This window comes from Kitasatospora sp. NPDC049258, from assembly GCF_040678895.1.
Taxonomy (GTDB): domain Bacteria; phylum Actinomycetota; class Actinomycetes; order Streptomycetales; family Streptomycetaceae; genus Kitasatospora.
Genome location: NZ_JBFAQT010000005.1, coordinates 51,173 through 76,984, shown reverse-complemented (window position 1 = coordinate 76,984; position 25,812 = coordinate 51,173). Strand labels below are relative to the sequence as shown.

18 protein-coding genes are annotated in these 25,812 nt (G+C 72.7%); 15 read left to right on the top strand and 3 right to left on the bottom strand.

All coding sequences use genetic code 11. The features are described 5' to 3' along the window. The first annotated feature begins 165 nt into the window (after positions 1-165). The 11 genes from hisC to AB0K43_RS06380 all read left to right on the top strand — a co-directional run bounded on the left by hisC (position 166) and on the right by AB0K43_RS06380 (position 16,559). Complete coding sequence (gene hisC, locus AB0K43_RS06430; RefSeq protein ID WP_363636409.1) at positions 166-1,245, top strand: histidinol-phosphate transaminase; 1,080 nt, start codon at positions 166-168, stop codon at positions 1,243-1,245. A gap of 292 nt (positions 1,246-1,537) precedes the next feature. Beyond that, on the top strand, positions 1,538-2,935 hold the full coding sequence (locus AB0K43_RS06425; protein ID WP_363636407.1) for a biotin/lipoyl-binding protein: 1,398 nt from the start codon (positions 1,538-1,540) through the stop codon (positions 2,933-2,935). Then, entirely contained in the window at positions 2,935-3,711 is a 777-nt protein-coding gene (locus AB0K43_RS06420; protein ID WP_363636405.1) for an ABC transporter ATP-binding protein, read from the top strand. The genes AB0K43_RS06425 and AB0K43_RS06420 overlap by 1 nt, the downstream gene beginning before the upstream one ends. After that, on the top strand, positions 3,708-4,910 hold the full coding sequence (locus AB0K43_RS06415; protein ID WP_363636403.1) for an ABC transporter permease: 1,203 nt from the start codon (positions 3,708-3,710) through the stop codon (positions 4,908-4,910). The genes AB0K43_RS06420 and AB0K43_RS06415 overlap by 4 nt, the downstream gene beginning before the upstream one ends. A 30-nt stretch (positions 4,911-4,940) precedes the next feature. Then, the gene (locus tag AB0K43_RS06410; protein WP_363636401.1) at positions 4,941-5,597 is read left to right on the top strand and encodes a hypothetical protein; all 657 of its coding nucleotides are present in this window, start codon (positions 4,941-4,943) and stop codon (positions 5,595-5,597) included. Positions 5,598-5,825: 228 nt separating this feature from the next. Beyond that, on the top strand, positions 5,826-6,527 hold the full coding sequence (locus AB0K43_RS06405; protein WP_363636734.1) for a response regulator transcription factor: 702 nt from the start codon (positions 5,826-5,828) through the stop codon (positions 6,525-6,527). Positions 6,528-6,534: 7 nt separating this feature from the next. Next, entirely contained in the window at positions 6,535-8,289 is a 1,755-nt protein-coding gene (locus AB0K43_RS06400) for a HAMP domain-containing sensor histidine kinase (RefSeq protein ID WP_363636399.1), read from the top strand. Positions 8,290-8,570: 281 nt separating this feature from the next. Then, positions 8,571-10,112, top strand: a complete 1,542-nt coding sequence (locus AB0K43_RS06395) for a cytochrome ubiquinol oxidase subunit I (RefSeq protein WP_363636397.1) — start codon at positions 8,571-8,573, stop codon at positions 10,110-10,112. A gap of 13 nt (positions 10,113-10,125) precedes the next feature. Continuing rightward, the gene (gene cydB, locus AB0K43_RS06390; protein ID WP_363636395.1) at positions 10,126-11,142 is read left to right on the top strand and encodes a cytochrome d ubiquinol oxidase subunit II; all 1,017 of its coding nucleotides are present in this window, start codon (positions 10,126-10,128) and stop codon (positions 11,140-11,142) included. 13 nt (positions 11,143-11,155) lie between these two features. Further along, positions 11,156-14,632: a thiol reductant ABC exporter subunit CydD gene (gene cydD, locus AB0K43_RS06385; protein ID WP_363636393.1), complete on the top strand. Its 3,477-nt coding sequence runs from the start codon at positions 11,156-11,158 to the stop codon at positions 14,630-14,632. Between the two features lie 115 nt (positions 14,633-14,747). Continuing rightward, complete coding sequence (locus AB0K43_RS06380) at positions 14,748-16,559, top strand: GAF domain-containing protein (protein WP_363636391.1); 1,812 nt, start codon at positions 14,748-14,750, stop codon at positions 16,557-16,559. 12 nt (positions 16,560-16,571) lie between these two features. Here the strand turns inward: AB0K43_RS06380 and AB0K43_RS06375 are convergent, their stop codons facing one another. The 3 genes from AB0K43_RS06375 to AB0K43_RS06365 form a co-directional block, all read right to left on the bottom strand. Beyond that, positions 16,572-17,168, bottom strand: coding sequence for a hypothetical protein (locus tag AB0K43_RS06375; RefSeq protein ID WP_363636389.1), 597 nt, complete (start codon positions 17,166-17,168; stop codon positions 16,572-16,574). A gap of 105 nt (positions 17,169-17,273) precedes the next feature. Then, the gene (locus tag AB0K43_RS06370; protein ID WP_363636387.1) at positions 17,274-18,086 is read right to left on the bottom strand and encodes an HAD family hydrolase; all 813 of its coding nucleotides are present in this window, start codon (positions 18,084-18,086) and stop codon (positions 17,274-17,276) included. Between the two features lie 82 nt (positions 18,087-18,168). Next, complete coding sequence (locus tag AB0K43_RS06365) at positions 18,169-19,008, bottom strand: hypothetical protein (RefSeq protein ID WP_363636385.1); 840 nt, start codon at positions 19,006-19,008, stop codon at positions 18,169-18,171. Between the two features lie 314 nt (positions 19,009-19,322). Between AB0K43_RS06365 and AB0K43_RS06360 the strand changes: the two genes are divergently transcribed. The 4 genes from AB0K43_RS06360 (at position 19,323) to AB0K43_RS06345 (ending at position 25,612) form a co-directional block, all read left to right on the top strand. Continuing rightward, on the top strand, positions 19,323-20,045 hold the full coding sequence (locus AB0K43_RS06360) for a WXG100 family type VII secretion target (RefSeq protein WP_363636383.1): 723 nt from the start codon (positions 19,323-19,325) through the stop codon (positions 20,043-20,045). Beyond that, positions 20,042-23,650: an RHS repeat-associated core domain-containing protein gene (locus AB0K43_RS06355; RefSeq protein WP_363636381.1), complete on the top strand. Its 3,609-nt coding sequence runs from the start codon at positions 20,042-20,044 to the stop codon at positions 23,648-23,650. The genes AB0K43_RS06360 and AB0K43_RS06355 overlap by 4 nt, the downstream gene beginning before the upstream one ends. Positions 23,651-23,886: 236 nt before the next feature. After that, on the top strand, positions 23,887-24,345 hold the full coding sequence (locus AB0K43_RS06350) for an SUKH-3 domain-containing protein (RefSeq protein ID WP_363636379.1): 459 nt from the start codon (positions 23,887-23,889) through the stop codon (positions 24,343-24,345). Between the two features lie 379 nt (positions 24,346-24,724). Beyond that, positions 24,725-25,612, top strand: a complete 888-nt coding sequence (locus tag AB0K43_RS06345) for an LLM class flavin-dependent oxidoreductase (RefSeq protein WP_363636377.1) — start codon at positions 24,725-24,727, stop codon at positions 25,610-25,612. Positions 25,613-25,812: the final 200 nt, after the last annotated feature.

Genomic DNA, 25,812 nt, shown 5'->3' with positions numbered 1-25,812 from the left:
CGTACCCCGAACGAGCAACTCACCCCTTCGGGTGAGCGGCTCGGTATCGTTCGGGGCACCCGACCGGGGTGGTGCGGGTGCGACCGAGGACCGTGTGTGCCGGCGACCCCGTACGCACACGACCCGAGAACCGCAGCCTCGCGGCTGGAGAGAACGGAGACGACCGTGAGTGGAACGGCAGCGCAGGGTCCCCGGCTGAGGCCGACCCTGGACGGCATCCCGACCTACAAGCCCGGCAAGCCGGCCGGTGCCGACGCGTACAAGCTGTCCTCGAACGAGAACCCGTACCCGCCGCTGGCCGGCGTGCTGGAGGCCGCCCTGGCCGCCGCCGGTTCGTTCAACCGGTACCCGGACATGGCCGTCACCGCCCTCACCGAGGAGCTCGCCCGGCGGTTCGAGGTGCCGGCCGAGCACATCGCCACCGGCACCGGCTCGGTCAGCGTCGCGCAGTCCCTGGTGCTCTCCACGGCCGGCCCCGGCGACGAGGTGATGTTCGCCTGGCGCTCCTTCGAGGCCTACCCGATCATCACCCAGGTGGCCGGCGCCACCCCCGTCGCGGTCCCGCTCACCGCGACCGAGGAGCACGACCTCGACGCGATGCTCGCCGCGATCACCGACCGGACCCGGCTGATCTTCGTCTGCAACCCCAACAACCCCACCGGCACCGCGATCCGCCGCACCGAGCTGGTGCGCTTCCTGGACGCCGTGCCGAGCGACATCCTGGTGGTGCTGGACGAGGCGTACATCGAGTTCATCCGCGACGAGCAGGTGCCCAACGGCCTGGAGCTCTACCGCGACCGGCCCAACGTCTGCGTGCTGCGCACCTTCTCCAAGGCGTACGGCCTCGCGGGGCTGCGGGTCGGCTTCGCCGTCGCGCACGAGCCGGTGGCCACCGCGCTGCGCAAGACCGCGGTGCCGTTCGGCGTCAGCCAGCTCGCCCAGGACGCGGCCGTCGCCTCGCTGCGCGCCGAGGACGAGCTGCTGGAGCGGGTCGAGACCCTGGTCGCCGAGCGCGCCCGGGTGGTGGCCGCGCTGACCGCCCAGGGCTGGGAGCTCGCCGACACCCAGGCCAACTTCGTCTGGCTGCGCCTGGGCGACCGCGCCCTGGACTTCGCCGCGGCCTGCGGCGCCGCGGGCGTGGTGGTCCGCCCGTTCCAGGGCGACGGCGTCCGGATCACCATCGGCGAGGTGGCGGGCAACGACCTGTTCCTGGCCGCGGCCGAGGCCTTCCGCAAGGAGCTCTAGCCGGCACCGCCCGGCCCCGGGCCCGCCACCACGTGCGGCGGGCCCGGCCGGGCGGGCGCCGCCGTCCCGCGGGGCGCCCCGCCGGCCGGGCGGCGCGTGCGGCGCGCGGCGGGTGAGGAGCGGCCGGGAAGCGCTGGGAGTTTCCTGGGAGCTCGACCAACGTTCGGTCAGCTTCCGCCCTGGATCAGCCCCCCGGCGCCGGATATCCGGGGGCTTGCGGGGGTTGGACCGGTCAGGAACCTCCCAGCCCGGGCCCAGGATCCCGAAAGGGCGCGGCGCGAAGCTGTCCGGCATGAAGGTCCTCCCGCGACGGCGTGGTGCCGTCCTCCTCAACTCCGCGCTCGGTGTGGCCCTGTTGGGTGGGGCCGCGCTGGCGTACACCACCCTCGACGGCGGCACCAGCTCCGCCGCGAGCAAGTCCGCGGTGCGCACCGCCGCCGTGGCCAAGGGCACCGTCCTGGCCACCGTGTCCGGTTCCGGCACCCTGGCCTCGCCCAGCGACGCCGGCCTCGACTTCACCACCGGGGGCCGGGTCACCGCGGTCAAGGTGGCCGTCGGCGACACCGTCAAGGCCGGCGAGGTGCTCGCCACCGTCGACACCACCACCGCCCAGCAGCAGGTGAACGCGGCCACCTCGGCCCTCAACACCGCCGAGGCCAACCTCACCAAGGCCGAGGCCGGCGAGACCGTGACCACCACCAAGCAGCTGCCGTCCGGCGGCGCCACCGGTTCGGGCGGCTCCGGCCGCAGCGGCTCCGGCACCGGCACCGGAGGCAGCGCGACCCCGGCCCCGCAGACCACCACGGTCACCACCACCAAGGTGGACCAGGCCCAGGTCGCCCAGGCCCAGCAGCAGGTGGACGCCGCCGAGACCACCCTCACCAACGCCAAGGCCGCGCTGGCCGGCACCACGCTGACCGCGCCCGCGGACGGCACGGTCGCCTCGATCGGCGGCAAGGTCGGCGACACCGTGTCCGGCACCGGCACCGGCTCCGGCGGGTCCGGCAGCTCAGGCGGCTCGACCGGCAGCTCCACCAAGACCACCGGCACCTCCACCACCCCGACCGGCTTCGTGGTGCTCACCAACCCGACCGGGATGCAGGTCACCGCGGCCTTCTCCGAACTGGACTCGCTGAAGCTCAAGAAGGGCCAGGCGGCCACCGTCACCCTCAACGCGCAGTCCGACACCAAGCTCAACGCCACCGTGCTGTCGGTCAGCTCGCTGCCCACCACGTCCAGCGGCTCCTCCGGCGCGGTGCAGTACGGCGCCACCCTGCAGATCAGCGGCGACACCAGCAAGCTGCGCACCGGCCTGAGCGCCACCATCTCGGTGGTCACCGGCGAGGCGGACAACGCGCTGTCGGTGCCCACCGCGGCCCTGGCCGGCACCGGCACCAGCCGGACGGCGACCGTGGTGCACCAGGACGGCAGCACCGAGCGGGTCACCGTGACGGTCGGTGTCGAGGGCGACGCCACCGTGCAGGTGGTGGACGGTCTCGCCGAGGGCGACCAGGTCGAGCTCACCAGCACCACGGCGGGGACCGGCAACGGCTTCCCCAGCGGCCGCTTCCCCGGCGCCGGCGGCACCGGAGGCATCGGCGGCGCCGGTGCGGTGGGCGGCTTCGGCGGCGGCACGGGCGGCGGCGCGGGTGGCGGCACCACCCGCACCGGCGGCGGGGGCCGCGGCTGATGACCGAGCAACAGCCCCCGGTGATCCAGATCCGCCGGGTGATCAAGTCCTACGGCCACGGCGACGCCGTCGTGCACGCCCTGCGCGGCCCGTCCGCGCCCGGCAGCGGCGAGCCGCTCGGGGTCAGCCTCGACATCGAGCAGGGCGACTTCGTCGCGGTGATGGGCAGCTCCGGCTCGGGCAAGTCGACGCTGATGAACATCCTCGGCTGCCTGGACGTACCGACCTCCGGCCGCTACCTGCTGGACGGCATCGACGTCGGGCACCTGGACGAGGGCCAGCTGTCGCTGGTCCGCAACCGCAAGATCGGGTTCGTCTTCCAGTCCTTCAACCTGGTGCCGCGCACCACGGCGCTCGCCCAGGTGGAACTGCCGCTCGCCTACGCGGGCGTGCGCGCCGCCGAGCGCCGGCGCCGAGCGCTGGCCGCCCTCACCATGGTCGGCCTCGCCGGCCGGGCCGGGCACAAGCCCAACCAGCTCTCCGGCGGCCAGCAGCAGCGGGTCGCGGTGGCCCGGGCCCTGGTCACCTCCCCGGCCATGCTGCTCGCCGACGAGCCCACCGGGAACCTCGACAGCCACTCCACCGAGGAGGTGCTGTCGATCATCGACGGGCTGAACGCCGAGGGCCGCACGGTGGTGCTGATCACCCACGAGGACGAGGTCGCCCGGCACGCCAAGCGGGTGGTCCGACTGGTGGACGGCGCGATCGTGAGCGACGTCCGGCAGGCGAAGGTCTCCGGTCCGCCGCCCGCGCTCGGCGTGGGGGTGGGCGCATGATGTTCTGGCAGATGCTCCGGTTCGCGCTCGGCGGGCTGGCGGCCAACAAGGTGCGCTCGGCGCTCACCATGCTCGGGGTGCTGATCGGCGTCGCCGCCGTGATCGTGCTGCTGGCGGTCGGCAACGGCTCCTCGGTCGCGGTCAAGGACTCGATCACCGCACTCGGCACCAACTCGCTGACGGTGTCGGCCAACGGGGCCCGCGGCGCCGCCACGGCGGCCAAGAAGCTGACCGTGGCCGACGCCAAGGCGCTCGCCACCGCCACCGACGCCCCGGCCATCAAGTCGGTCGCCCCGGTGGTCACCGCGACCGCCACCGCGCTCTACGGGAACATCTCGTACCAGCCCGGATCGATCGTCGGCACCTACCCCGCGTACTTCGAGACGTCCAATCAGAAGATCGCCCACGGCGACTACTTCTCCGAGGACGACGTGCTCAACTCCCGCAAGGTGGCGGTGCTCGGCTCGGCCACCGCCAAGCAGCTGTTCGACACCGAGGATCCGGTCGGCAAGCGGATCACCATCGGCTCCACTCCGTTCACCGTGGTGGGCGTGCTGCAGACCAAGGGCAGCACCGGCTTCAACGACCCGGACGACGTCGTGGTTGCCCCGCTGCCCACCGTGCAGAACGCTTTCACCGGCTTCGGCTCGGTCAACCAGATCCTGGTGCAGGCCACCTCCGCCGAGCGGACCACCGAGGCGCAGAACGACGTCAGCCGGATCCTGCTCGGCACCCACGCCATCGCCGACCCGACCAAGGCCGACTTCCGGATCAGCAGCCAGTCCTCGCTGCTGACCGCCCGGGAGAGCACCACCCAGACCTTCACCGTGCTGCTCGGCGCGGTGGCCGCGATCTCGCTGCTGGTCGGCGGGATCGGCATCACCAACATCATGCTGGTCACGGTCACCGAGCGGACCAGGGAGATCGGCATCCGCAAGGCGCTCGGCGCGCCCCGGGCGGTCGTCCTCGGCCAGTTCCTGCTGGAGTCCACCCTGCTCTCGGTGCTGGGCGCCGGCCTCGGAGTGCTGGCCGGCCTGCTCGGCTCGCACTTCAGCATCGTCGGCATCAAGCCGGTGGTGATCCCCGAGTCGGTGCTCGGCGCCTTCGGCATCGCCGTGGCGATCGGCCTGTTCTTCGGCAGCTACCCCGCCAACCGGGCCGCCCGGCTGCGCCCGATCGACGCCCTGCGTCACGAGTGAACCCCTAGACGGATCAGGAGTGCCATCCCCATGTCCACCGAGAACGAGTCCCCGACCGAGGTGCTGGCGACCGCGCCGGACGCCCGCGACGTCACCGCCGAGCTGGCCGCCCCGCCGCGCCGCAAGCTGCCCTGGCCGACCCTGGTGCTGGCCGGCTGCGTGATAGCCGTGCTGTCCTTCGCCGGCGGCGTCTGGTACCAGAAGGACAACGCCCCGGCCGGCGGCGGCCAGCGGGTGGCGGCCGGCGGCCAGGGGCAGAACGGCCAGAACGCGGGCCGCCGCGGCGGCTTCGGCCAGGGCCAGAACGGCCAGGGGCAGAACGGCCAGGGCCAGGGCGGTGGTCAGGGCGGCGGCCCTGGCGGCGCGGGCGCGGGCTTCACCCGCGGCACGGTCAAGCAGGTCGACGGGAGCACCGTCTACCTGACCGACGCGGCCGGCAACACCGTGAAGGTGACCACCGGCGACTCCACCAAGGTCACCCTCAACAAGGACGGCAAGGTCGGCGACCTGCAGCCCGGCCAGAGCGTCACCGTGGTCGGCAGCAAGGCCGCGGACGGCGGCTTCACGGCCACCCAGCTGACCGAGGGCGCGGCCGGCTTCCCGGGCGGCTTCGGCGGCCGGGGCGGCGCGGCCGGCGGCGCGGGCACCGGCGGGGCCGGTACCGGCGGCGGCACCGGCGGGAACTGAGCGGCGGCACCCGGCGGCGCAGGGCGCGCCGCCGGGTTGGCCGAAACCGGTCCCGCAGAGGTTTAATCCAACCTTCATCAACCGCGCGTAGCCTCCCCGGGCTATCGTCCGATGAGCAACCATCGACCGACCGGGAGGCGGATCACCGTGTCAGGGACAGCGCAGCCGGCCGGCGGCCCGGGCGTCGGCACCGCCCCGGGCGCCGGCGGGGCCTCGGGCGAGGCCTTCCTGCTCGTCGTGGACGACGAGCCGAACATCCGGGAGCTGCTCTCGGCCTCGCTCCGGTTCTCCGGCTTCCGGGTCGCCTCGGCGGCCACCGGCGAGGAGGCGCTCGCCGCCGTCGCCGCCGAGCGCCCGGACCTGGTGGTGCTCGACGTGATGCTGCCGGACCTGGACGGCTTCGCGGTGGTGCAGCGGCTGCGCGAGCAGACCCAGTGGCCGCAGGGCGGCGAGCACGTCCCGGTGCTCTTCCTCACCGCCAAGGACGGCACCGGCGACAAGGTGCAGGGCCTGGCGGTCGGCGCGGACGACTACGTCACCAAGCCGTTCAGCCTGGAGGAGCTGATCGCCCGGATCCGGGCGATCCTGCGCCGGGCCGGCGGGCCGGCCGAGGACGGCCGGCTGGTCGTCGCCGACCTGGTGCTCGACCCGCTGGCGCACGAGGTGACCAGGGCGGGCGTCCCGGTCTCGCTCTCGCCGACCGAGTTCAAGCTGCTGCACTACCTGCTGGCCAACGTCGGCCGGGTGGTCTCCAAGGCGCAGATCCTCGACCACGTCTGGGCCTACGACTTCGGCGGCGACCTGTCGATCGTCGAGTCGTACATCTCCTACCTGCGCCGCAAGCTGGACTCCGGCTCCGCGCACGGGCCCAAGCTGATCCACACCGTGCGCGGCATCGGCTACGCCCTGCGCCGGCCGCCGCAGGGCTGACGGCGCAGTGCGTCTCGTCGCCAGGCTCTCGCTGCGCGCCCGGCTGCTGGTGCTGGCCCTGCTGCTGGTCACCACCGGGCTGGTGGTGAGCGACACCCTGGTGCTCGGAGCGGTCAAGGTCCAGCTGGTCGAGCGGGCCGACCAGCAGCTGGAGCGGTTCGCCCAGCCGCTCTCCCACCGGGCCCCCGGCCGCTTCGTCGGCCCCACCGGCCAGGGCGCCGGCCCCCGGGCCGGCGGTCCGGGCCAGACGGGGCAGGGCCAGGCCGGTCAGGGGCAGACGGGCCAGGGGCAGGCCGGCCAAGGACAGACGGGCCAAGGACAGACGGGCCAAGGACAGACGGGCCAAGGACAGACGGGCCAGGGCCAGAGCGGCCAAGGGCAGGCCGATCAGTGGTCCCAGGGCGGTCAGTGGGCCCCGGGCGGCCCGGGCGGCCGGCGGCCCGGCCCGTTCCTGCCCAGCCAGTACGTGGTCCAGTACCTGGGCGCCGACGCCGCTGTGCAGGAGGTCTACCGGCAGCCGATCGACGACACCGACCCGCTGCCCAAGGTGGCCCGGCTGACCCCGTCGGCGATCTCCGCCCGGGGCACCGAGTGCTTCACCGTCCCGGGGGAGCGCGGCGAGGGCAGCTGGCGGGTGCTGGTGCTGCCGATGCAGCGTCCGGCGTCAGGCACCGGCGGCACCGGAGCCAGCGGCACCGGCGGCACCGGAGTCAGCGGCACCGGCGGCACGGCCGGCGCCGTGACCGCCACGAACAGCGACTTCGCCGCTCCGGGCTACCTGCTGGTCGCCGTCTCGCTGGACGACGTGGACGCGGTGCTGGGCCGGCTGCGCACCACCTTCCTGACCATCGGCGGGGTGGTGCTGCTGGGGATCGCGGCGCTCGGCGCGTTCGCCGTCCGGGCCGGGCTGCGGCCGCTGCGGAAGATCGAGCAGGGGGCCCAGCGGATCGCCTCGGGCGAGCTGTCGCACCGGATGCCCGACCTCGGGCAGCGCACCGAGGTCGGCCGGCTGTCCACGGCCCTGAACGGGATGCTCAGCCAGATCGAGTCCGCCTTCTCCGCGCAGGCCGCCTCCGAGGCCCGGATGCGGCGCTTCGTCGCGGACGCCTCGCACGAGCTGCGTACCCCGCTGGCCGGCATCCGGGGCTTCGCCGAGCTGCACCGGATGGGCGCGCTGTCGGACGTGGACCGGGCGATGGACCGGATCGAGAGCGAGGCCGTCCGGCTCGGCGGACTGGTCGAGGACCTGCTGACGCTGGCCCGGTTGGACGAGGAGCGCCCGCTCGACCTCGAACCGATGGACCTGCGCACCCTGGCGGCCGACGCCCTGCACGACCTGACGGCGCTCGACCCGGGCCGGCCGGTCGCGCTCACCGGTCCGGACGGCACCGGTGCCCCGCAGGCCGCGCCGGTGCTCGGCGACGAGGCCAGGCTCCGCCAGGTGGTGACCAACCTGGTGGGCAACGCGGTCAAGCACACCCCGCCGGGCACCGCCGTGCGGATCGGGGTCGGCACCGTCGACGGCGGGTGTCTGCTGGAGGTCGCCGACCAGGGCCCCGGCCTGAGCCCGGGTCAGGCCGTCCAGGTCTTCGAGCGGTTCTACCGGGTGGACGCCTCCCGCAGCCGCCACGACGGCGGTGGCGCCGGGCTCGGGCTGGCGATCGCCTCCGCCCTGGTGCGGGCGCACGGTGGTGCGCTGACCCTGGACACCGCCCCCGGCCGGGGCGCGGCCTTCCGGTTGCAGCTGCCGCACCAGCGCTGACGGCCGTCCTGTCAAGGGCCCGACCGTCCAAGGAGGCGGCCCGGAACGGTCTTGTGAGGCCCACCCGACGGGTCCGATCATCAGCTTGACCGAGTCGGTCGTCGAATTTCCCACCCCCCTGTTCGAACGCGGATAAGCATGGTGGATACTGAGCTTGTGAACGTGTTCACGTTCACAAGCGGACAAGCTTGGCAGGGCTGGTACCGGTTTCGTGCTAGTCATGCGCTTTGTCCGCAATGTGGTGGAACAGGGTAGGCCCAGCAGAGCAGAGAGAGGGCGCAGTGGAGCTAGCAATCGCTCACGAGACCATCGCGCGGTGGCAGTTCGGAGTCACCACCGTCTACCACTTCCTCTTCGTCCCACTGACCATCAGCCTGTCCGCGATCGTGGCGGGGCTGCAGACCGCCTGGGTGCGCACGGGCAAGGAGAAGTACTTCCACGCCACCCGGTTCTGGGGGAAGCTCTTCCTGATCAACATCGCGATGGGCGTGGTCACCGGCATCGTCCAGGAGTTCCAGTTCGGGATGAACTGGTCCGACTACTCGCGCTTCGTCGGTGACGTGTTCGGCGCCCCGCTGGCGATGGAGGCGCTGATCGCCTTCTTCTTCGAGTCCACCTTCATCGGCCTGTGGATCTTCGGCTGGGACCGGCTGCCGAAGAAGATCCACTGCGCCTGCATCTGGATGGTGGCGATCGGCACGGTGCTGTCCGGCTACTTCATCCTGGCCGCCAACTCCTGGATGCAGCACCCGGTCGGCTACCGGATCGACCCGGCCACCGGCAAGGCCCAGCTCACCGACATCGGCCGGGTGCTGTTCCAGAACACCACCCTGGTGCAGGTCTTCCACACCATGACCGCGGCCTTCCTGACCGGCGCCGCCTTCATGGTCGGCATCGCCTCGTACCACCTGTGGCGGGCCAAGCGCGGCAAGGAGACCGACCGCCGCAGGACGGCGGCCATGCGCACCTCGCTGCGGGTCGCCCTGGTGATCGCGGTGCTCGGCGGCCTCGGCACGGCGCTCAGCGGGGACACCCTGGCCAAGGTCATGTTCGAGCAGCAGCCGATGAAGATGGCCGCCGCCGAGGCGCTCTGGGACACCCAGGACCCGGCGCCGTTCTCGATCTTCGCGGTGGGCAACGTCAACGAGGGCCACAACTCGGTCGAGCTGGAGATCCCCGGGATACTGTCCTTCCTGGCCAACAGCAACTTCAGCTCCCCCGTCCCCGGTATCAACGACACCGCCGCGGCGGAGGCCGCGAAGTACGGCGGGCAGCCCCGCGACTACATCCCGAACATCTTCGTCACCTACTGGGGCTTCCGCCTCATGATCGGCTTCGGGATGACCTCCTTCGTGGCCGCGCTGATCGGCCTGTGGACCACCCGGCGGAAGTTCTGGCTCGCCCCCGAACACCGCACCGCCGAGGACGAACCGCCGAAGCTGATGCTCACCAGGTCGCGCGAGATGGGCCCGTTCCTGACCAGGTGGAGCTGGCGGATCGGCATCCTCACGATGGGATTCCCGCTGATCGCCAACAGCTTCGGCTGGATCTTCACCGAGATGGGCCGTCAGCCCTGGGTGGTCTTCGGCCTGATGCGCACCGCCGACGCGGTCTCCCCCAACGTCGGCATCGGCACCCAGATCGGCGCCCTCACCACCTTCACCCTGCTCTACGCGGTCCTCGCCGTGATCGAGGTGAAGCTGCTGGTCAAGTACGCCAAGGCCGGCCCGGTCACCTCGGAGCGGCCGCCGGCCAAGGACCCGACCCTGCGCGGCCCGTCCTCGGACGAGGACGCCGACAAGCCCCTCGCCTTCGCGTACTGAGGACGGAACGAGCATGCATCTCCACGACTTCTGGTTCCTCCTCATCGCCGTCCTGTGGATCGGCTACTTCTTCCTGGAGGGCTTCGACTTCGGCATCGGCATCCTCACCCGCACGCTCGCCCGCGGCACCGCCGAACGCCGGGTCCTGATCAACACCATCGGCCCGGTCTGGGACGGCAACGAGGTCTGGCTGCTCACCGCCGGCGGCGCCACCTTCGCGGCCTTCCCCGACTGGTACGCCACCCTGTTCAGCGGCTTCTACGTCCCGCTGCTGATCATCCTGGTCTGCCTGATCGTGCGCGGCGTGGCCTTCGAGTACCGGGCCAAGCGCACCGGGGAGCGCTGGCAGCGCAACTGGGAGCTGGCGATCTTCTGGACCTCGCTGCTGCCCGCCTTCCTGTGGGGCGTGGCCTTCGCCAACATCGTGCACGGCGTGGCGATCGACCGGGAGAAGAACTACGTCGGCACCTTCTGGGACCTGCTCAACCCGTACGCGCTCCTCGGCGGCCTGGTCACCCTGGTGCTGTTCACCTTCCACGGCGCGGTCTTCGCCGCGCTGAAGACCGTCGGCGACATCCGCGAGCGGGCCCGGGCCCAGGCACTCGGGCTGGGCCTGGCCACCGCCGTGCTGGCGCTGGTCTTCCTGATCTGGACCCAGGCGCACCGGGGCGACGGCTGGAGCCTGGCCGCCGTGGTGATCGCGGTCGGGGCCCTGCTCGGCGCCCTGGCGGCCAACCAACTCGGCCGGGAGGGATGGGCGTTCGCCCTCTCCGGGCTGACCATCGTGGCCGCGGTCGGGATGCTGTTCCTGTCGCTCTTCCCGGACGTGATGCCCTCCACCCTGGACCCGGCCTACTCGCTGACCGCCGCCAACTCGGCCTCCTCGCCCTACACGCTCAAGGTGATGACCGTGGTCGCGGTGGTCTTCACCCCGATCGTGCTGCTCTACCAGGGCTGGACGTACTGGGTGTTCCGCCGGCGGATCGGCGTCCAGCACATCCCGGCCGCCGTCCCCGCCGCCGACCACTGAGAGGGCCGCACCGATGGAGCGTCAGCAGCGGCTGCGGCCGGTCGACCCGAGGCTGCTCGCGCACGCCCGCACCACCCGCGCGTTCCTCGCCGGATCCGTGCTGCTCGGCGGCGCGGGCGCGGTCCTGCTGGTCGTCCAGGCGAGCCTGATCGCCGAGATCGTGGTCCGGGCCTTCCAGCGCCACGAGTACGCGCTCACCACCCCGCTGCTCTGGCTGGCCGCCACCGCGGTCGGCCGGGCCGCGGTGGCCTGGCTGACCGAGCTGACCGCACACCGCTCGGTGGCCCGGGTGAAGTCCACCCTGCGGCGCCGGCTGCTGGAGCACGCCACCGCGCTCGGCCCGTCCTACCTGGCGGGCCGGCGCACCGGCGAGCTGACCGCGCTGGCCACCAGGGGCATCGACGCCCTCGACGACTACTTCGCCCGCTACCTGCCGCAGCTGGCCCTGGCCGTGGTCGTCCCGGCGGTGGTGCTGGCCCGGATCCTCGGCGCGGACTGGCGCTCCGCCGCCGTCATCGCCGGCACCCTGCCGCTGATCCCGCTGTTCATGGTGCTGATCGGCCTGGCCACCCAGAGCCGGATGGACCGCCAGTGGGACGGCCTGGCCCGGCTCTCGCACCACTTCCTCGACGTGGTCGCCGGCCTGCCCACGCTCAAGGTCTTCGGCCGGGCGAAGGCCCAGGCCCGCACCATCTCCCGGATCACCGACGAGTACCGCAAGGCCACCCTGCGGACCCTGCGGATCGCCTTCGTCTCCTCCTTCGCGCTGGAACTGCTCGCCACCCTGTCGGTCGCCCTGGTCGCCGTCTCGGTCGGCTTCCGGCTGGTCGACGGCACCCTCGACCTGGAGACCGGGCTGCTGGTGCTGGTCCTCGCCCCCGAGGTCCACCTGCCGATCCGTCAGGTCGGCGCGCTCTACCACTCCAGCGTCGAGGGGCTGACCGCCGCCGGGCAGATCTTCGAGGTGCTGGAGCACCCGCTCCCGGCGGCCGGCACCCGGCCCGCCCCGGCCGCCGGCGCGGCGACGATCACGCTCAGCGGCGTCACCGTCGCCCTGCCGGGCCGCGGCGCCCCCGCGCTGGACGCGGTCTCGCTCACCCTCGAACCCGGCACCACCACCGCGCTCACCGGCCCCAGCGGCGCCGGCAAATCCACCCTGCTCTCGGTGCTGCTGGGCTTCACCCCGCCGACCGCCGGCCGCGTCCTGGTCGACGGCCAGGACCTCGCCGACCTCGACCCGGCCGACTGGCGGCGGCAGATCGCCTGGGTGCCGCAGCGCCCCCAGCTGTTCGCCGGCACCGTCGCCGAGAACGTCCGGCTGGCCCGGCCCGAGGCCACCGACCAGCAGGTGCTGGCCGCCCTCGGCGCCGCCCGGGCGCTCGACTTCGCCCGGCTCGACACCGTGCTCGGCGAGGACGGCGCGGGCCTGTCGGCCGGCCAGCGGCAGCGGATCGCGCTGGCCCGGGCAATCCTCGCCGACCGGCCGCTGGTGCTGCTGGACGAGCCGACCGCCAACCTGGACGGCGCCGCCGAGGCCGCCGTGGTCGAGGCCGTCCGGGCCCTGGCCGTCGGCCGCACCGTCCTGCTGGTCGCCCACCGGCCCGCCCTGCTCGCCGTCGCCGACCACCACCACAGGTTGGCCGGCCCCGCCCCGGCGCCGGCCGCGCCGGTGCCCTCGACCGTTCCCGTCCCCGTCCCCGCTCCGGCTCCCGCTCCCGCGGCGCCCGTCGAACCGGATCCGCCGCTGGACGCCCCGGCACGCCCCCGACTCGCGCTCGCCGGGCTGCTCGGATCGCTCGCCCTGGGCTGCGCCGTCGCGCTGATGGCCACCTCCGGCTGGCTGATCTCCCGGGCCTCCGAGATGCCGCCGGTGCTGTACCTGATGATGGCGGTCACCTCCGTCCGGGCCTTCGGCATCGGCCGCAGCGTCCTGCGCTACGCCGAGCGGCTGGTGGCGCACGACGCGGTGCTCAAGGCACTCGGGGGCGTACGGACCGCCGTCTACGCCCGCCTGGAGCGCCTTGCGCCGGGCGGACTGCCCGCGTACCGCCGGGGCGACCTGCTGGCCCGTCTGGTCTCCGACGTGGACGCGATGCAGGACCACCACCTGCGCTGGCGGCTGCCCGCCGCGGTCGCCGTGGTCGTCTCGCTGGCCTCCGCCGCCGCGCTGGCCGCCTTCCTGCCGCTCGCCGGCGCGCTGCTCGCCCTCGGACTGCTGCTGGCCGGCGCCGCCGTACCGGCTCTGGCGACCTTGCTGTCCGGCCGCTCAGAGCGTCAGCAGTCGCCGGCCCGGGGCGCGTTGGCGGTCGCCGTGGTGGACACCCTGACCGGCACCGCCGAACTGACGGTGGCCGGCGCCCTGCCCGCCAGGCTGGCCGCAGCCCGCGCCGCCGACCGGCGCCTGACCGCGCTGGCCGCCCGCTCCGCCGCCACCGCCGGACTCTCGGCCGGCCTGATCGCCCTGGTCACCGGGCTCACCGTCGCCGCGACCGCGGCCGCCGGGGTGGACGGCGTGGCGCACGGCGCGCTCCCCGGGGTCTGCCTGGCGCTGGTGGTGCTCACCCCGCTCGCCGCGTTCGAGGCGGTCGCCGGGATGCCGACCGCCGCCCGCTTCCGCGCCCGCAGCCGGGCGGCCCGGGCCCGGCTGGACGAGCTGCTGACCGCCGCCGAGCCGGTCGTCGAGCCCGCCGAGCCGCGGGCCGTGCCCGGGCCGGCGCTGCCGATCGCGGTCCGCGGCCTCACCGCCCGCTGGCCCGGGCAGCAGCGGGACGCGCTCCGCGGCCTCGACCTGGACCTCGCCCCCGGCCGCCGGATCGCCGTGGTCGGCCCCTCCGGCTCCGGCAAGACCACGGTGGCCCAGGTCCTGCTGCGCTTCCTCGACCAGCGAGCCGGCCAGGTCACCCTGGGCGCCGGCCGTCCACAGGCTGTGGACAGCCGTTCGGTCGCCGGCGACGAGCTCCGCCGGGTGATCGGCCTGTGCGCCCAGGACGCCCACGTCTTCGACAGCTCGCTGCGCGAGAACCTCCGGCTGGCCCGGCCCGCCGCCGCCGAACCCGAGCTGCGCGCCGCCCTGGCCGGCGCCCGGTTGCTGGACTGGGTGGACACCCTCCCGCAGGGCCTGGACACCATGGTCGGCGAGCACGGCGCCCGGCTCTCCGGCGGCCAGCGCCAGCGGCTGGCGCTGGCCAGGGCCCTGCTCGCCGACTTCCCGGTGCTGATCCTGGACGAGCCCGCCGAGCACCTCGACCTGCCCACCGCCGACGCGCTCACGGCCGACCTGCTGGCCGCCACCGAGGGCCGGACCACCCTGCTGATCACCCACCGGCTGGCCGGCCTGGACGACCGCAGCGTGGACGAGGTGCTGGTGCTGGACCAGGGGGAGGTGGTGGAGCGCGGCGCCTGGTCCGAGCTGACCGCCCGCCCGGACAGCCGGCTGAACGCCATGCGCGAGGTCGAGCAGCGGGCGGACACCCTGCTGGCAGCGCGCTGAGCCGACCGGGCGGGCCGGTAGGGCGGGCCGGTGGGGCGGGGTGGTGGGGCGGGGTGGACGGGCCCGCGAGGCCGGCGGGGCGGCGAACGCAAACCGGGCAAATTACCCTCGACCCATGGAGACCCCGCCGCAGCGCCCGCCCGAGCAGCCGGAGCGACCCGGGCCGCCCGACCCCGCACCGCACCGGGTGCCGGAGATCTCCTCGCTCGGCCTGGACACCCTGGTCACCGAGGTCTCCGAACGCCTCCAGTCGGCGGCCGCCGTCACCGACCGGATGCAGCGGCTGCTGGAGGCCGTGGTCTCGGTCGGGGTCGGCCTGGACCTGCACGCCACCCTGCACCGGATCGCCACCGGCGCGGCCGAACTGGTCGACGCCAAGTACGCCGCACTCGGGGTGATCTCCCCGCACGGCACCGGGCTCTCCGACTTCATCCACGTCGGCATCGACGACCCGACCGCCGCCGCGATCGGCGATCTCCCCTCCGGACGCGGCATCCTCGGCGTCCTGATCGACCACCCGCAGCCGCTCCGCCTGGCCGACCTCGGCCGGGACCCGCGCTCCACCGGCTTCCCCGCGCACCACCCGCCGATGACCTCCTTCCTCGGCGAGCCGATCCGGGTCCGCGACGAGGTCTTCGGCAACCTCTACCTGACCGAGAAGAAGGGCGGCGGCGGCTTCACCCCCGAGGACGAACAGGTGGTGCACGCGCTGGCCGCCGCGGCCGGCGTCGCGATCGAGAACTCCCGGCTGTACGAGGACGGGCGCCGCCGGGAGCGCTGGATCGCCGGCGCGTCCGCCGTCACCACCGCGCTGCTGTCCACCGACGAGGCCAAGGTCGCCCTCACCGTGGCCGCCGAGCAGGTCCGGGAACTGGCGGACGCCGCCGTCGGGATGATCCTGCTGCCCACCGTCGACGGGCAGATGCGGGTGGCGCACGCCTCCGGGGAGGTCGCCGAGTACCTCAACGGCGAACTGATGCCGCCCGGCAGCTTCGCCACCAACCTGATGGCGGGGGAGGGCGTCTACCTCGAGGACATGTCCTCCGACCCCGCGGTGGTGCTCCGGCTGGCCCGCCGCTTCGGACCGTCGATGGCCGTGCCGATGATCTCCTCCGGCCGGGTGCTGGGCGGGCTGTGCGTCTGGCGGCACCAGGGCTCGGCGCCCTTCACCGACGACGAGAAGCAACTCGCCCAGACCTTCGCCTCGCAGGCCGCGCTCGCCCTGCGGCTGGCCGAGGGCCAGCGCGACAAGCAGCGCCTGGCGGTCTTCCAGGACCGCGACCGGATCGCCCGCGACCTGCACGACCTGGTCATCCAGCGGCTGTTCGCCACCGGCATGATGCTGGAGAGCGCGGCCCGCCGCGCGGTGGTGCCCGAGGTGCGGACCGGTATCGGCCGCGCGGTGGACGAACTGGACGCCACCATCCAGGAGGTCCGCACCACCATCTACGCGCTCCAGCACGGCGACACCGACGACCAGCCCGACACCCTGCGGACCAGGGTGCTGCGCGAGGGCAGCCAGGCCGCCGCCGCGCTCGGCTTCAAGCCCACCATCACCTTCACCGGCCCGGTGGAGAGCCTGGTCGGCGAGCAGGCCTCCCGCCAACTCCTCGCCGCGCTCAGGGAGATGCTCTCCAACACGGCCCGGCACGCCCGGGCCTCCCGGGTCGCCGTCGAGATCGCCGCCACCGTCCACCTGGACGACGAAGGCCGCCCCGTCCCCGGCGATCCGGAGTCGCTCGACCGGGCCGGCAAGCCCGGCGTGCTGCTCACCGTCACCGACGACGGGGTCGGCATCCCGGACGGCGGCCGCCGCAGCGGCCTGCGCAACCTGGCCCGCCGGGCCGAGGCGCTCGGCGGCGACGCCTGGCACGAGCCGGGCCCGCACGGCAAGGGCACCCGGGTCCGCTGGACCGCCCGGTACTGACCCGGGGCGCCGTCAGGAGTGGAACTTCTCGCTCACCTTGGTCACCTTGCCGGAGGCGTCCAGCACCACCTCGTACGTCAGGTTGGTGAAGCAGGGCCGCTTCTCCGGGTCCTCGGTGTGGTCCAGGCACTTGGCGGTGTGCTGCGCGAGCTGCGCCAGGGTGACCTTCGTGGTCCGGAACGAGAGGTCGGTCAGCTCGGCCACGGCGCCGGCCGCGAAGGTGTACGGCTTCTCCGCCCCCGCGTCCGCCCAGTGCCCGTCATTGGGGTCGCACTCGAACCGGGTCTCCTTCGCATAGAACACCGTGGCGCTGGACGCCTTGGAGACGTTCAGCATCCGGTGCCCGGCCGCCGGCTTCGGGGGAGCGCCGCAGTCCGCCCCCGGCTCGGCACCCGGGTCGCCCGGATCCGTGGTCGCCTTCGGCGTGCCCGTGCCCGCGGCCGGGGAGCTCGCGGCGCCCGTGCTCGCGCCCGGCGTACCGCCGGCGGGGGTGCTCGCGGCCGGCGCGGCGGCCCGGCCGCCCGTGTCGCCGGACGGGTCGCAGCCGGTCAGGGCCAGGGCCGCCACGGCGGCGGTGGCGACGGTGCACAGAACTCTGCGGACGGACAAGGCTTTTCATCCCCCAAGGCGGTGGCACGGGTCGAACTGACGGTCGGCCAGACTACCGTGTGCCACCGACACGTCACCGGTCGGGCCGCCGCACCCGGGCGCGGCTCAGAGCAGGGTCTCGATCACCGCCGCCACGCCGTCCTCGTCGTTGCCCACCGTGTGCTGCGCCACCGCCGCCAGCACCTCGGGGTGCGCGTTGGCCACGGCGTACGAGCGGCCCGCCCAGGCCAGCATCTCCAGGTCGTTCGGCATGTCGCCGAAGGCCACCACCTCGGACCGGTCGATGCCCTGCTCGGCGCACCAGCGGGCCAGCGTGCTCGCCTTGGTGACGCCCGGCGCGCTGATCTCCAGCAGCGCCACCGGGCTCGACCTGGTGATCTCGGCCAGGCCGCCGGCCACCACCCGGGCCCGGGCGAGGAAGACGTCCGGGTCCAGCTCGGGGTGCTTGGCCAGCAGCTTGAACAGGCCGGCCACCCGGCCGTCGCCGAGCAGCTGCTCGGCCGGGGCCACCGGGTGGTCCTCGTCCGACCCCCACATCCGCAGCTCGTAGCCGGGCTCGCGGGCGAAGCCGCCGGGGTACTCGAAGGCGAAGGCGGTGCCCGGCAGCTCGGCCCGCAGCGCGGTCACCACCGCCTGCGCGTCCGCCACCCGCAGCGGGAAGCTCTCCAGCAGCTCACCGCGCCGGACGTCCACCACGGCGCCGCCGTTCGAGCAGATCGCCACCCCGTGGCCGCCGATGTGCGCGCTCAGCTGGGTCATCCAGCGCGGCGGCCGGCCGGTCACGAAGACCACCCGGATGCCGGCCCGCTCGGCCTCCCGCAGTGCGGCAGCCGTCCGCTCGGAGACGGACCCGCCGGCGCAGAGCAGCGTGCCGTCCAGGTCGGTGGCGATCAGGCGGGGGCGCTCAGAGATGGTCACCGACCCATCTTCGCTCACCTGCGCCGGAGTCCGGGAGAGCGTGCCCTCCCGGACTCCGGCGCACGCCCGGCGCGCGTCGGATTCAGCTCGCCGGCATCGCCGGCAGGGTCAGTGCGGCGGTGTGCAGCGTGCCGCCGGTCTGGAACTGGAGGAACAGCCGCCAGTCCCCGCCGCCCGGCAGCTCGGCGTGGAACCGCAGGTCAGGACCGCCCTCGCCGGTGGCGGCGCCGCCCTCCGGGTGCAGATGGGCGAAAGCCTGGTCGCCCGCGTGGAAGGCGGTCAGGTGCCCGAAGCTCTCCAGGTAGGGCTGGAGATCGGTCACCGGCCGGCCGTCCCGGCTCACCGTGAGCTTCAGCGCGCCGGCCTTCGGGGCACCCGCCACGGTCACGGTGTAGCCGTCGACCGCGGCGGTGGCGGCGGCCGGCGGCAGCGCCGCGGGGGTGGCCGCACCGGGCACCGTGACCGCCCGGCTGAGCACCAGGGCGGAGCCCTTGCCGGGACCGCTGCCGGGGGTGAAGGAGGTGTAGAGCCGCCAGTCCCCCGGCTCCAGCGGCGTCAGCGGCGCGGTCCAGCTGCCGTCCGGGGCGAGCGAGGGGTGCAGGTGCTGGAAGCCGGTCAGGTCCGAGCGGATCGCGTAGAAGTGCAGCTGCTTGGTCTGCTCCGGCACGAAGGCGGTCACCACCCGACCGTCCGGACCGCTGATCCGGAACCGGTACTCGGCCGCCGCGGCGAGCTCGCCGTCCAGCCGGTAGCCGTTCAGCTCGGAGGTCAGGCCCGTCCCGGCGGACATCGCGTGATGGTCCATGCCGGCCATGTCGTGGCCGTGGTGGTGCTGGCTCGCCGGTGCCGCGCAGGCCGCCGGCGCGGCGACCAGCAGGCCGGCGATGGCGGCGGCCACGGCGTGGCGGTACGAGTACGTCACGGGGTGCTCCAACTGCGTCGGCGGCCGGTACACGGCGCCCGGCCCGGCCGGCCCAACATACCCCCAGCGGGTATCCATCACCGCCGCGGGCCGCCGCCCGCCTCGCCCTGCCCGGCATCGCGCGCGCCCCACGGTCCAGCACGCCCTGTTCCATCCGGAACACGGACCGCGGCTGCGATGACGGCCGCGCCGACTGCGCTCCACGGCCGGTCCGGCGTGCGGACACGGTGACGGATTCGGAATTGCCGCTCCCCCGCCGGGTGTCGTGGACTACGGTCTGACACGCATATGGCCATCGGGGGAAGGGCATTGGCATGGCGATCGAGCTGCCCGGCGAGGTGGTCTCGCTGCTGTCGTTCATCGGGATCAACTGGCCGACGGTGAACGAGGACAAGGTCCGTGAGTTCGCCTCGCACGTGCGGGAGTTCGCGCAGAACGTGGAGGCGGCGCACCAGGACTCCACCGCGACGGTGCAGCAGTTGGGCGCGGCGTACCAGGGGGCGTCGTACGAGGCGCTGCTGGCGAAGTGGTCGGCGCTGTCGGACAGTCACTTCAACGAGCTGGTGCAGGCCTGCCATGTGGTGGCCTCGGCCCTGGACGTGGCGGCGGATGTGATCGTCGGGATGAAGGTCGAGACGATCGCGGAGCTGGTGGTGCTGGCGGCGGCGTTCGTGGCGGACCAGGCGGCGGCGGTGGCCACCTTCGGGTTGGCGGAGGCCGCGGTGATCGCGATCGAGGAAGCCGCGAAGCGCCTGATCAACTATCTGGAACAGCAGTTGGAGCAGTACATCATCGGCCAGGTGATCGAGGCGGCGATCGATCCGCTGGTGGAGGTGGTGGCGGGGGCGGTGGCCGGTCTGGTGTTCGAGGCGGCGGAGTCGGCGCTCGGGGTGCAGGGCGGTGGCGGCGGCACCGGATTCCGGATCGACCCGGACGCGCTGGACGCCCATGCCCGGACCATGCACGGCCACGCGGAGACCGTCGCCGGCCACGCGCAGGCCTTCCAGTCGAAGATCGCGGGGGTGAGCTTCGAATGAGCAACCAGATCGTCAAGGCGCTGGAGCACGGCGCCCAGAAGCTCGGCAAGACGCTGGCCGAGGACGCCGGCAAGGCGCTGAAGAGCTTCTACCGCAAGGCCGGCGACAACCTGAAGAAGGTCGCCCACAACACCCGCGAGATCGAGACCGAGCACGCCCGCGAACTCGAGAAGATCATGGGCGGGCACGGCGGCGGGGGAGTCCCGCACCCCCGCTCCGGCCCGGGCGGGCACGGGCCGCGCGGCTCGTCCCACCCCAAGGGCCGCGGCCGCGACCAGGTCAGGAGCCCCCGTACCGAGGGACGGCCGCAGGACACCCGGTGCGGTGGTGGTGAACCGGTCGACATGGCCACCGGCCGGATGTACATCGACCAGGTCGACGCCGCCCTGCCCGGCTCGCTACCCCTTCTGTTCACCCGCGGCTTCGACTCCGGCTACGGGGCCGGCCGCTGGATGGGCGAGCGCTGGGTCTGCACCTTCGACGAGCGCCTGGAGATCGACGCCGAGGGCGTGGTCCACATCCGCCCCGACCGGATCACCCAGGCCTACCCCCACCCCGAGCCCGGCGACCCGGTGTTCGCCTCCGCCGGTTCCCGCCACGAGCTCGACCTCACCGACGACGGCCGCTACACGGTGACCGACCGCTCCGGCGGACTGGTCAGGGAGTTCACGCCCGCACCCGACGGCACCGAGGCCCTGCTCACCCGGGTCCGTGACCGGCACGGTCGCCACTACGACCTGGCCTACGACGACGACGGCGTCCCGCTCTCGATCACCCACTCGGGCGGCTACCGGCTCCTGGTCACGGTCGACGCCGACCGCATCACCGCGCTGCGTCTGGCGAACGCCACCGATGCCGGGGGCGATGCGATGCTGATGCGCTACGGCTACACCGACGGCCACCTCAGCGCGGTCTACAACTCCTCCGGCAAGCCGATGCGCTTCGCCAACGACCAGAGCGGCCGGATGCTGTCCTGGACCGACCGCAACGACTCCCGGTACCGCTACACCTACGACCAGCACGACCGGGTCGTCGACGAGGGCGGCGCCGACGGGTCCCTGCGCTTCCGCTTCACCTACGGCGATCCCGACCCCGCCACCGGAGCGAGGGCCCACACCGAGACCAACGCCCTCGGCCACACCACCACGTACCTGGTCAACGACCGCGCCCAGATCACGGCGATCACCGACCCGCTCGGCCACACCACCCGCTTCGAACGCGACGAGTTCGACCGCCTCCTCACCGAGACCGACCCCCTCGGCCGCACCACCCGCTACGACTACGACGGCGCCGGCGACCTCGTCAGCGTCACCCGCCCCGACGGCGAACGAACCACTGCCACGTATGCGTCCGCGTTGAGCCTGCCCGAGGTCGTCACCGAGCCAGGAGGTGCGACGTGGCGATACACCTACGACGAAGCGGGTCGCCGTACGTCCGTCACCGACCCGTCCGGCGCCGTCACTCGGTACACCTTCGACGAATCGGGCCATCTGGCCTCCGTCACCAATGCGCTCGGTAGTTCGACCCTGGTTCGCTGCACTCCAGCGGGTCTGCCCATGGAAGTCACCGACCCAGCCGCCGCTACGACCCGCTTTCAGCATGACGCGTTCGGGCGCACAAGGGCAGTCACCGGCCCGATGGGAGACGTCACCCGCCACACCTGGACCGTGGAGGGGTACCCGCGGACCCGCACGGCCCCGGACGGCAGCACGGAATCCTGGACGTACGACGGTGAGGGGAATCTGCTCACCCACACCGACCAGCTCGGCCAGGTCAGCACTTTCGAATACACCCACTTCGAGACTCCCGCTTCCGCGACCGGACCTGACGGCGCCAGATACGCGTACTCCTACGACGCTCAGATGCAACTGGCGTCCGTCACGAATCCCCTCGGCCGGACTTGGGACTACACCTACGACGCGGCCGGGCGGCTGGTCGCGGAACGTGACTTCGACGGCCGGGTGGTCAGCTACCAGCTGGATCCGGCCGGCCAGGTGATCGCTCGCACCAACCCGCTCGGCCAAGAGGTCCGGTACACCTACGATCTGCTCGGGCGCATGACGGCCAAGCGTGCCGGGGACCGTGTCACCACCTATTCCTACGACCTTGCCGGACATCTGGTCCGAGCTGCCGGCCCTGATGCAGAGGTGGTCCGCACTGTCGATGTCCTGGGTAACCTGGTCACCGAGTCGGTCAATGGGCGCACGCTCACTCAGGCTTGGGACGGCCTGGGACGACGGGTGCAGCGCACCACGCCTGGCGGGCACGTCAGCAACTGGACGTTCGATTCCGTCGGCCGGCCGACCACCTTGGGCACCAGCGGCGGCGACCTGGGTTTCACCTTCGATCTCCTCGGGCGCGAGCAGCGGCGCAGCTACGGCGAACACCTGAGCCTGACGACCACGTGGAACGCCCGATTCCAGCTGACCGGTCAGATCCTGCGTACGTCCGCACCCAGCGGTCACGCCACGCTTCAGCAGCGCAGCTACAGCTATCGCGCCGACGGCAACCTGACGGCCGTCGAGGATCTGCCGGCCGGTCGCCGCAGCTTTGAGATCGACAGGGCCGGACGCGTCACCGGGGTCCGGGCAGAGGACTGGGTCGAGACCTACGCGTACGACCAGGCAGGAAATCTGGCCGCCGCTGATTGGCCGGCGAGCGGATCCACCAAGGCCGCTCTGGGGGCCCGGACCTACGACGGGACTCAGCTCACCTCGGCCGGCCGCATTCGTTACGAGTACGACGCGGCGGGCCGCATCACCCTCCGGCAGAAGAGCCGGCTTTCGAAGAAGCCGGAAAACTGGCGCTACACCTGGGATGCCGACGGACATCTCACCGGGGTCCTCACCCCGGACGGCACGCAGTGGCGCTATCTCTACGACCCCTTCGGCCGACGCATCGCCAAGCAGCGCCTGGGGGGTGACGGTGTCACGGTCGAGGAGCAGACCGACTTCACCTGGGATGGCCCGACCCTCGCCGAGCAGGCCACGCGCGCACCCTACCTACCGGGCCTTCACACACTCAGCTGGGACCACTACGAGCTGCATCCGCTCATCCAGAGCGAGACGATCACCACCTCTGTCGGCGAGGACACGCAGGAACACATCGACCGGCGGTTCTTCGCCGTCGTCACCGATCTCGTGGGATCTCCGACCGAGCTCGTCGATCTCGACACCGAGACCATCGCCTGGCGTGCGACCACCACGGTGTGGGGCAACACCACGTGGCCCAGCGCCAGCAGTGGCTACACTCCGCTCCGTTTTCCCGGCCAGTACTTCGACCCCGAGACCCGTCTGCACTACAACGTCAATCGGTACTACGACCCGGAAACCGCCCGTTACGCCAGCCCCGATCCGCTCGGTCTCGCACCGGCGCCCAATCCGGTGGCTTACGTCCACAATCCGCACACGTGGTCCGACCCGTTGGGATTGTCGCCGCACCAGCATGATGATCTCCTGGCGGCGGTCAAGCTCGAAGCCGACAAGAGCACGAAGATCACCCCGTCGAAAATGCGGCCGGTGGCCTCGGAGGGGCTCAAGCTTCCCAATGGAACGGTGTGGACGAGCCCCAGCATCAGGGGGGGCGGCGCCCGTGCTGCATCCTGATGTTCAAGCCCTGGTGGACAGCGTGCCGATGGACCGGCGTGGGCGAGGCCACGGGATGTGTGGCCTGCCTGTACTGCTGTCACGGGCCCTGAACTCCGGGATCGACCCGACGGGATCGGCGGCAGCCGCAATGATCATCCGTAGTACCACGACGCACGAGAGGCACGGGTGGCCAATCGGCCCATGTCCGAGCTGTCGGCCATTGAGTAATCACTATAAGCTTGATTTCATAACGGATGATGGGATGTGATGGGGTGTCGAGGTTTTCTGTCGAGGTCGAGAGGGAGCTTGTGGCCGCGGGTTGGCGACCCGGACGGATGATCGATATCGAGCCCTGGCGTCACCGGCTCGAATCATCCGGTTTTCAGATGCACGCCGCAGCCGATCTCTTCCTGACCGAGTTCGGTGGGCTGGTGGTGAAGATCGACGGTCCGGGAATCTCGTGTGCGCGGGTACCTTTCGAGCTGGACCCCACCCTCGCCGATGGGGAGGACGACAGATTCTCGGAATGGGGTCAGGAGATCAATGATTCCATCTTCCCGATCGGTGAGTTGGACGGCGGGCGATACTTCCTCGGAATTTCTTCCTCCGGTGAGATGTACATCGTCGCGGACTGGCTCGCATCGCTCGGGGCCGGTGTCGAGGCGCTGGAGAGGCTGATTCTTGGGATTGCAGCAGATGTCGTCCGCGAGTGAACCGCCCCGTCCGGTCGAGCTGTCCGTCCGGGACCGGGCGAGGTAGGGCGACCGCCGCGACGGCTACCGCTCGCACGACGGCCCTTCTGCCCGGAACGCCGGGGGCCTCCCGGCAGCTCGCGTACGAGCTGCCGGGAGGTCCCCTTCACGGGTTCCGTCCGGCGTCCGTCGTGCCAGCCGGTGCCGTCGGTGTAGACCTCGTGCAGCTGACCGTTCTCCGCGACCTCGGCGGTCCGGTCGGTGCCGGCGGCCGGCAGACCGGCGTAGGTGACCAATGCTGCGGCGGCCACGGCCAGGGCGGCCACACGCGACAGCGGTCTCGTGGCCGTCAGCGGCCGGCGTCCGGTGCGGCAGGGGCGCCTCCCGTAGGGTCGAAGGCATGCGCTTGAGTACCGTGATCCTCCCCATCCACCGGTGGAGCGAGGGGCAGAAGATCTGGCGGCGGGCCGAGGACCTCGGGTTCCATGCCGCGTACACCTATGACCACCTGTCGTGGCGGAGCTTCCGGGACGCGCCGTGGTTCGGGGCGGTCCCGACCCTGACCGCCGCGGCCGCCGCGACCGAGCGGATCCGCCTCGGCACCCTGGTGACCTCGCCGAACTTCCGGCACCCGGTCACGCTGGCGAAGGACCTGCTGACGGTCGACGACGTCTCCGGCGGGCGGCTGACGGTCGGGATCGGGGCCGGCGGGGTCGGCTTCGACGCGACGGCGATGGGCCAGGAGCCGTGGTCGCCGAAGGAGCGGGCGGACCGGTTCGCCGAGTTCCTGCCGCTGCTGGACGAGCTGCTGACCACCGACGCGACCACCAGCGAGGGCCGCTTCTACTCGGCGGTCGAGGCGCGGAACATCCCCGGCTGCGTGCAGCGGCCCCGGGTGCCGTTCTACGTGGCCGCCGCCGGCCCGCGCGGGCTGCGGCTGGCGGCGGAGCACGGGCAGGGCTGGGTCACCTACGGCGACCCGCGCGGCCCGGCGGACGTGCCGGTCGAGCAGGCGCCCGCGGTGATCGCCGGGCAGCTGGCCAAGCTCGCCGCCGCCTGCGAGGCGCAGGGCCGGGACGTGGCGGAGCTGGAGAAGGTGCTGCTCCAGGGCTCGACGGCGGAGCGGCCGTTGGCCTCGCTGGACGCTTTCGTGGACTGGGCGGGCACCTACCGGGAGCTCGGCATCACCGAGCTGGTGATCCACTGGCCGGTCCCGGACTCGATCTTCGCCAACGATCTCGCGGTCTTCGAACGGATCGCCACCGAGGGTCTCGCCCAGCTGGGTTGACCCCTGATCGCTGGCCGGACGACGCTCGGGCGGCCACCCTGTGGCCGCCCGATTGCGGTTCGATCACGACGTGTCCGATTGATGTCCCAATGGGACGACTTCGGTCGGGAATGTGGTTGTTGGCCGACTCGGCACACTCTCATAATTCCAGCTGACACGCGTGTCGGCCGGTATTGCGGGAGTCGCTGGGGGGCGGCTTC

What these genes read in the sequence shown, in the direction of transcription:
- AB0K43_RS06425 (WP_363636407.1), top strand. Translation starts at nt 1,538, where the DNA reads ATGAAGGTCCTCCCGCGACGGCGTGGTGCCGTCCTCCTCAACTCCGCG.
- AB0K43_RS06420 (WP_363636405.1), top strand. Translation starts at nt 2,935, where the DNA reads ATGACCGAGCAACAGCCCCCGGTGATCCAGATCCGCCGGGTGATCAAG.
- AB0K43_RS06415 (WP_363636403.1), top strand. Translation starts at nt 3,708, where the DNA reads ATGATGTTCTGGCAGATGCTCCGGTTCGCGCTCGGCGGGCTGGCGGCC.
- AB0K43_RS06410 (WP_363636401.1), top strand. Translation starts at nt 4,941, where the DNA reads ATGTCCACCGAGAACGAGTCCCCGACCGAGGTGCTGGCGACCGCGCCG.
- cydB (WP_363636395.1), top strand. Translation starts at nt 10,126, where the DNA reads ATGCATCTCCACGACTTCTGGTTCCTCCTCATCGCCGTCCTGTGGATC.
- cydD (WP_363636393.1), top strand. Translation starts at nt 11,156, where the DNA reads ATGGAGCGTCAGCAGCGGCTGCGGCCGGTCGACCCGAGGCTGCTCGCG.
- AB0K43_RS06380 (WP_363636391.1), top strand. Translation starts at nt 14,748, where the DNA reads ATGGAGACCCCGCCGCAGCGCCCGCCCGAGCAGCCGGAGCGACCCGGG.
- AB0K43_RS06360 (WP_363636383.1), top strand. Translation starts at nt 19,323, where the DNA reads ATGGCGATCGAGCTGCCCGGCGAGGTGGTCTCGCTGCTGTCGTTCATC.
- AB0K43_RS06355 (WP_363636381.1), top strand. Translation starts at nt 20,042, where the DNA reads ATGAGCAACCAGATCGTCAAGGCGCTGGAGCACGGCGCCCAGAAGCTC.
- AB0K43_RS06350 (WP_363636379.1), top strand. Translation starts at nt 23,887, where the DNA reads ATGATGGGATGTGATGGGGTGTCGAGGTTTTCTGTCGAGGTCGAGAGG.
- AB0K43_RS06345 (WP_363636377.1), top strand. Translation starts at nt 24,725, where the DNA reads ATGCGCTTGAGTACCGTGATCCTCCCCATCCACCGGTGGAGCGAGGGG.